Source organism: Bacillus thuringiensis, assembly GCF_001455345.1.
Classification (GTDB): Bacteria; Bacillota; Bacilli; order Bacillales; family Bacillaceae_G; genus Bacillus_A; species Bacillus_A thuringiensis_N.
Window position 1 is genome coordinate 60461 of record NZ_CP013274.1, and the last position, 7040, is coordinate 67500.

Here is a 7040-nt window from a genome sequence, read left to right on the forward strand (position 1 = left end):
TAGTTGAGGTGGTTAATCTAAGAGGGTGGGATAAAAGAAGACGGGGTGTTGATATGCAACGAAGAAAATCTTTAGCGCTTTCTATTCCATATCAGTTAGATTTCTTTAAGCAATATAAATTTCTTTCTAAGGATAAGCCACAACATATTTTGTTAGAGAGTGGACGTGGCGGTCGTTATAACATTGTGGGATTAAACCCAGTAGCGATAATCCGAGGGAAGGGTGAAGCGTTACATATAAGCGAAAGTGGTAAGGAAACAATAAAGCAAGGAAACCCATTAGATCTAATGCAGGAATATATGGAGCGATGGAAAACAGACTATAATCCGGAGTACCCGCCGTTTCAAGGTGGTGCAATTGGTTACTTTAGTTATGATTGCATCCGTTATATTGAAAAACTTCCTTCTCTTGCGGAGGATGACATTAATATACCTGATATATTCTTTTTATTATTTGATGATGTGTTTGTGTATGATCAAGAAGAAAAAGTACTATGGATTATTACACATTATGTAGATAAGCATGAAGAGGCGAAAGAACGATTAAATGAATGGAAGATTCTTTGGGCGACAGAAGCGCCGGAAGTGACTATACCATTTGCATGCCCTGAAAAGAAAAGTGAAGCAGTTGCTTTTACTGAAGAAAGCTTTATGAAGGCGGTTGAATGTATTCAAGAATATATTGGGGCTGGTGATGTGTTCCAAGTAAACTTGTCGACAAGACAAGAGAGAACGCTACAAACACACCCGCTAGAAATCTATACAAGTCTTCGTGAAATTAATCCATCTCCATATATGGGTTACTTGGAGCTTGGGGATTTTCAAATTGTTAGTGGATCGCCAGAGTTGTTAATTAAGAAACAAGGAACTGAAGTAAGTACACGACCAATTGCTGGAACGAGATCTAGAGGGGCGAATGAGCAAGAGGATGAAGAGTTGGCAAGAGAATTAATTGAGAATGAAAAAGAAAGAGCAGAGCACGTCATGCTTGTGGATTTAGAACGAAATGATTTAGGGCGTGTTTGTAAATATGGCACTGTAGAAGTAGATGAATTTATGGTAATTGAGAAATACTCACACGTTATGCATATTGTTTCTAATGTGCGTGGTGAGGTGGAAAAAGATAAAGATGCTTTTGATTTAGTGAAGGCTGTATTCCCTGGGGGGACAATTACTGGTGCCCCGAAAATACGTACGATGGAAATTATTGAAGAATTAGAACCTGTTCGCCGAGGGATTTATACAGGTTCAATCGGTTGGATCGGTTATTCTGGAGATACAGAATTGAATATTGTAATTAGGACACTTCTTGCTAAAGATGGAAAAGCGCATGTACAAGCAGGAGCGGGAATTGTAATTGATTCAAACCCGGAAAACGAATATAAAGAGTCGTTAAAAAAGGCGATTGCTTTATGGCGTGCAAAAGAACGTAGCGAAGAAACGGTTAGGTGAGAGAAATGATATTAATGATTGATAATTATGATTCTTTTACATTTAATTTAGTGCAGTTTCTTGGAGAACTGGGACAAGAGCTTGTTGTTAAACGTAACGATGAAGTGACTATTTCAGATATTGAGAATATGAAACCAGACTTTTTAATGATTTCGCCAGGCCCATGTAGTCCGAATGAAGCGGGTGTTAGTATGGAGGTTATTCAACACTTTGCCGGAAAGATTCCGATTTTGGGGGTTTGTCTTGGGCATCAATCCATTGCACAAGTGTTTGGTGGGGAGGTAGTTCGTGCAGAGCGATTAATGCATGGGAAAACATCGCTTATGCATCATGACGGAAAGACAATTTTCTCGGATATTCCTAATCCATTTACCGCGACACGTTATCACTCACTTATTGTTAAGAAAGAAACGTTACCTGATTGCTTAGAGGTAACATCTTGGACTGAAGAAGGGGAAATTATGGCGCTTCGCCATATAACATTACCAATTGAAGGTGTACAGTTCCATCCGGAATCTATTATGACTTCTCATGGGAAAGAGTTGTTGCAGAATTTCATTCGTAAATACAGTCCAAGTGTGACATCATGTTAATTTACGTAAATGGTGAGTATATAGAAGCGAGTGAAGCGAGAATTTCTCCGTATGACCATGGTTATTTATATGGTCTTGGAGTTTTTGAGACGTTTCGTATTTATAATGGTCATCCTTTCTTGTTGGATGATCATTATGACCGTTTAATAGATGCGCTAGATACATTGCAAATTAAATGGACAATGACGAAAGGTGAAGTACTGCTTATTTTGAAGAATTTACTCGTTAAGAATGAATTAGAGCATGCCTATGTACGTTTTAATGTATCAGCGGGTATAGATGAAATTGGATTGCAAACGGAAATGTATGAAGAGCCGTCTGTTATTGTTTTTATAAAACCGTTAGCAGCCCCGGGAGATGTAGTGGAAAAAGAAGGGGTTGTTTTAAAGCAAGTGCGAAATACACCAGAGGGTGCGTCCCGTTTGAAGTCTCATCATTATTTAAATAACATTTTGGGAAAACGTGAAATTGGAAGTGTTGCGAGTAAGGAAGGTATTTTCCTTACTGAAACAGGTTATGTTGCAGAGGGTATTGTTTCGAATCTCTTTTTTGTAAAAGGTGATATTCTATATACACCTTCGTTAAAAACGGGGATTTTAAATGGTATCACTCGTGCGTTTATTATAAAAGTTGCTGAAGAACTAGGTATAGAAGTAAAGGAAGGTTTCTTTACAAAAGAAGAATTGCTTTCAGCTGATGAAGTCTTTGTAACAAATTCGATTCAAGAAATTGTTCCACTTAATCATATAGAGGGGCGAGATTTCCCGGGTAAAGTAGGGATGGTTACAAAAAAGTTTATGAACCTTTATGAAATGCAGAGAGAGAAATTGTGGAGCAGAAATGAATTACGAAGAGGAGATGTGTAGTTTGAAGTGGGATTATGATTTGCGTTGCGGCGAATATACATTGAACTTAAATGAAAAAACTTTAATTATGGGGATTTTAAATGTAACGCCAGATTCGTTTTCTGATGGTGGGAGTTACAACGAGGTAGAGGCTGCGGTGCGCCATGCGAAAGAAATGCGAGATGCAGGTACTCATATTATTGATATCGGTGGAGAATCTACTCGCCCGGGCTTTGCTAAGGTATCAGTGGAAGAAGAAATAAAACGAGTTGTGCCGATGATTCAGGCAGTTTCAAAAGAAGTGCAATTGCCTATTTCTATCGATACGTATAAGGCTGAAGTTGCAAAACAAGCAATAGAAGCGGGTGCTCATATTATTAATGATATTTGGGGAGCGAAGGCGGAACCGAAAATTGCTGAAGTTGCAGCTCGTTATGATGTACCTATCGTCTTAATGCATAATCGCGATAACATGAATTATCGTAATTTAATGGCGGATATGATTGCTGATTTATATGACAGTATTAAAATTGCTAAAGATGCTGGCGTGCGAGATGAAAATATTATTTTAGACCCAGGTATTGGTTTTGCTAAAACACCTGAACAAAACTTAGAAGTAATGCGTAATTTAGAACAGTTAAACGTACTAGGTTACCCAGTTCTCTTAGGTACTTCAAGAAAGTCCTTTATTGGACACGTGCTAGATTTACCGGTAGAGGAACGTCTTGAGGGAACGGGAGCTACCGTTTGTCTTGGTATTGAAAAGGGTTGTGAGTTTGTTCGTGTTCATGATGTGAAGGAAATGGCACGTATGGCTAAGATGATGGATGCAATGATTGGTAAGGGGGTAAAGTAATTGGATAAAATTTATATTCATGATATGGAGTTTTATGGTTATCATGGTGTATTCCCAGAGGAAAATAAATTAGGCCAGAGATTTAAAGTGGACTTAACGGTGGAATTGGATTTGAAACAGGCAGGAGAAAGTGATGACTTAGAGCAGTCTGTCAATTATGGAGAGCTTTTCGAATTATGTAGGAAAGTTGTTGAAGATAGAACGTATAAGCTTGTAGAGAGCATTGCTGAAAATATTGCTACAGATATATTGAAACAATATGAGAGTATTTCAAGATGTACGATAAAGGTAATTAAACCAGATCCGCCGATCCCGGGACATTATCGTGCTGTAGCAGTAGAAATTACGAGAGAACGTCCATGAATAATATAGCTTACATTGCATTAGGTTCAAATATCGGAGAACGTTATACGTATTTAACTGAAGCGATTCAGTTTTTAAACAAAAACCCGTATATCCAAGTTAACGATATTTCATCTGTATATGAAACAGAACCAGTTGGCTATACTGACCAAAGTTGCTTTTTAAATTTAGTTATAAAAATTTCTACCAATTTATCACCGCAAGAATTATTGAAGGTTACACAAAGAGTAGAGAATGATTTAGGAAGAAAAAGGGAAATCAGGTGGGGTCCGAGGACCATCGACCTTGACATTTTGCTATATAATCAAGAAAATATTGAAGCAGAGAATCTTATTGTTCCGCATCCGCGGATGTTCGAAAGAGCTTTTGTTATCGTTCCGTTGTTAGAGATTAATCAAGACATAAAACAAAACATTTCACGTTCACAAGTAGAAGAAATGAAAAGGCGAGAGGGAGTAACGGTATGGAAGCAGAAAAATGGGGAAGACGCATTCGTGCTTTTCGAAAGCTAAAAGGTTATACGCAAGAAGGCTTTGCAAAAGAGTTAGGGGTATCTGTATCTGTTTTAGGTGAAGTTGAGAGAGGGAATCGATCGCCTTCCCAAGATTTTGTAGTGGAAGTTGCTAAAGCATTAAAAGTCTCGATAGATGAGTTAATGCCAAAGTGACTATGAAGGAAGGAGTAAGTCGAGTGTTAAAGATCGCAAATATTGAGATGAAAAATCCAGTTGTATTAGCACCGATGGCGGGAGTGTGTAACTCTGCATTCCGTTTGACAGTAAAAGAATTCGGTGCAGGTCTAGTTTGTGCCGAAATGGTAAGTGATAAGGCAATACTACTGAACAATAAAAGAACATTAGATATGTTATATATCGATGAGAGAGAAAAGCCATTAAGTTTACAAATTTTTGGTGGCGAGAAAGAAACCCTTGTAGATGCTGCGAAATACGTAGATAAATATACGACAGCGGACATCATTGATATTAATATGGGTTGCCCGGTACCAAAGATTGTTAAGTGTGATGCAGGAGCGAAGTGGCTTTTAGATCCGAATAAAATATATGAAATGGTAGCGGCAGTTGTAGATGCTGTAGAAAAGCCGGTTACAGTTAAAATGCGTATTGGTTGGGATGAGGACCATATTTTCGCAATCGAGAACGCGAAAGCTGTTGAGCGTGCTGGTGGACAAGCAGTAGCAGTTCATGGACGTACACGAGTACAAATGTATGAGGGAAAAGCAGATTGGGATATTATTAAACAAGTAAAGCAAGCTGTAAACATCCCGGTTATCGGAAATGGTGATGTCGCAACGCCACAAGATGCAAAGCGTATGCTTGATGAAATTGGTGTAGATGGTGTTATGATTGGCCGCGCTGCCCTTGGAGACCCGTGGATGATTTATCGTACGGTAAAGTATTTAGAGACAGGTGAACTAATGCCGGAACCGACAGTGCGTGAGAAAATTGACGTATGTATGTTGCATCTAGATCGTCTTATCGATTTAAAGAACGAAAATGTCGCTGTAAGAGAGATGAGAAAGCATGCAGCTTGGTATTTAAAAGGTATTCGTGGTAATGCAACTGTACGTAATGGTATCAATGCTTGTAATACGCGTGAAGACCTTGCGAATGTATTAGGTGTATTTGTAGAAGAAATAGAGGCAAAACAACAAACAATTCACGTTGGTTAATAATAGATAGGGAAGATTGACATTCTTCTATACACTTCCTATAATTACGTGAAAGAAAGAAGAACTGCCAGTTAGTTGCTGGCAGTTTTTCTAGTTGAGTAGAAAATGCTATACTGTATATATTGTAAAAATTAATAGAGCTGGAGTGATATCAATACCATGGATAACATGAACCACGAAGAATTAAACGACCAATTGCTTGTTCGTCGTGAAAAGCTACATAACTTACGTGAGCAAGGAATCGATCCGTTCGGTAAACGATTTGAACGTACAAATGCAACAAATGACTTATTAAGCTTATATGGAGAGTTTTCTAAAGAAGAATTAGAAGAGAAAGAAATCTCTGTTTCTATCGCTGGTCGTATTATGACAAAACGCGGTAAAGGAAAAGCTGGATTTGCACATATTCAAGATCTACATGGACAAGTTCAAATTTATGTTCGTAAAGATGCTGTTGGGGATGAAGAGTATGAATTATTTAAAACAGCAGATTTAGGTGACTTAGTAGGTATTGAAGGTAAAGTGTTCAAAACGAACGTTGGAGAACTTTCAGTGAAAGCAACAGGTTTTACGCTATTAACGAAATCTCTTCGTCCATTACCGGATAAATATCATGGATTAAAAGATGTTGAACAACGCTACCGTCAACGTTACTTAGACTTAATTACAAGTATGGAAAGCCGTGAAACATTCGTTACTCGCAGTAAGATCATTCGTGAAATGAGAAGATACTTAGATGATAACGGTTATCTTGAAGTGGAAACACCTATGATGCATGCAATTGCAGGTGGAGCTTCTGCACGTCCTTTCATTACGCACCATAATGCGTTAGATATGGAATTATATATGCGTATCGCAATTGAACTTCATTTAAAACGCCTTATTGTAGGTGGATTAGAAAAAGTTTATGAAATTGGTCGTGTATTCCGTAATGAGGGTGTATCAACTCGTCATAACCCTGAGTTTACGATGATTGAATTATATGAAGCGTATGCTGACTATAAAGATATTATGAAACTAACAGAAAATATGGTTGCTCATATTGCGAAGCAAGTACTAGGTACAACAACAATCCAATATGGTGATTATGAAATTAATTTAGAACCAGAATGGACGCGTCTTCATATGGTAGATGCAATTAAGGAACATTCTGGAGCAGATTTCTGGAATCCAATGAGTGTAGAAGAAGCGCGTGAACTTGCAAAAGAACATAATGTAGAAATTAAGGATACAATGGAAGTTG

At 38.0% G+C, this 7040-nt stretch carries 9 protein-coding genes (1 of these 9 cut by a window edge); all 9 read left to right on the top strand.

Annotation, left to right across the window (positions count from 1 at the left end):
- Positions 1–53 precede the first annotated feature (53 nt).
- Positions 54–1451: an aminodeoxychorismate synthase component I gene (gene pabB, locus ATN06_RS00550; protein ID WP_060629190.1), complete on the top strand. Its 1398-nt coding sequence runs from the start codon at positions 54–56 to the stop codon at positions 1449–1451.
- A gap of 5 nt (positions 1452–1456) precedes the next feature.
- Positions 1457–2044: an aminodeoxychorismate/anthranilate synthase component II gene (gene pabA, locus ATN06_RS00555; RefSeq protein WP_060629191.1), complete on the top strand. Its 588-nt coding sequence runs from the start codon at positions 1457–1459 to the stop codon at positions 2042–2044.
- Positions 2038–2910, top strand: a complete 873-nt coding sequence (gene pabC / locus ATN06_RS00560) for an aminodeoxychorismate lyase (RefSeq protein WP_060629192.1) — start codon at positions 2038–2040, stop codon at positions 2908–2910. Before pabA ends, pabC begins: the two co-directional genes overlap by 7 nt.
- Entirely contained in the window at positions 2885–3745 is an 861-nt protein-coding gene (gene folP / locus ATN06_RS00565) for a dihydropteroate synthase (protein ID WP_060629193.1), read from the top strand. The genes pabC and folP overlap by 26 nt, the downstream gene beginning before the upstream one ends.
- Positions 3746–4108 carry a dihydroneopterin aldolase gene (gene folB / locus ATN06_RS00570; protein WP_000358060.1) on the top strand — a complete coding sequence of 121 codons (363 nt, stop codon included), beginning with the start codon at positions 3746–3748 and terminating at the stop codon, positions 4106–4108.
- Positions 4105–4620 (top strand): 2-amino-4-hydroxy-6-hydroxymethyldihydropteridine diphosphokinase, encoded by a 516-nt coding sequence (gene folK / locus ATN06_RS00575; RefSeq protein WP_060629194.1) that lies wholly within the window; start codon positions 4105–4107, stop codon positions 4618–4620. The genes folB and folK overlap by 4 nt, the downstream gene beginning before the upstream one ends.
- Positions 4572–4775, top strand: coding sequence for a helix-turn-helix domain-containing protein (locus ATN06_RS00580; RefSeq protein ID WP_000387027.1), 204 nt, complete (start codon positions 4572–4574; stop codon positions 4773–4775). The genes folK and ATN06_RS00580 overlap by 49 nt, the downstream gene beginning before the upstream one ends.
- Positions 4776–4798: 23 nt before the next feature.
- Positions 4799–5797: a tRNA dihydrouridine synthase DusB gene (gene dusB / locus ATN06_RS00585; protein WP_060629195.1), complete on the top strand. Its 999-nt coding sequence runs from the start codon at positions 4799–4801 to the stop codon at positions 5795–5797.
- 159 nt (positions 5798–5956) lie between these two features.
- On the top strand, positions 5957–7040 hold the 5' portion of the coding sequence (lysS, locus tag ATN06_RS00590) for a lysine--tRNA ligase (RefSeq protein ID WP_000369671.1). 416 nt of this gene lie beyond the right edge of the window; the window shows 1084 of its 1500 coding nt (coding positions 1–1084); the start codon lies at positions 5957–5959; its stop codon lies beyond the right edge, outside the window.

What these genes read in the sequence shown, in the direction of transcription:
- pabB (WP_060629190.1), top strand. Translation starts at nt 54, where the DNA reads ATGCAACGAAGAAAATCTTTAGCGCTTTCTATTCCATATCAGTTAGAT.
- pabA (WP_060629191.1), top strand. Translation starts at nt 1,457, where the DNA reads ATGATATTAATGATTGATAATTATGATTCTTTTACATTTAATTTAGTG.
- pabC (WP_060629192.1), top strand. Translation starts at nt 2,038, where the DNA reads ATGTTAATTTACGTAAATGGTGAGTATATAGAAGCGAGTGAAGCGAGA.
- folP (WP_060629193.1), top strand. Translation starts at nt 2,885, where the DNA reads ATGAATTACGAAGAGGAGATGTGTAGTTTGAAGTGGGATTATGATTTG.
- folK (WP_060629194.1), top strand. Translation starts at nt 4,105, where the DNA reads ATGAATAATATAGCTTACATTGCATTAGGTTCAAATATCGGAGAACGT.
- ATN06_RS00580 (WP_000387027.1), top strand. Translation starts at nt 4,572, where the DNA reads ATGGAAGCAGAAAAATGGGGAAGACGCATTCGTGCTTTTCGAAAGCTA.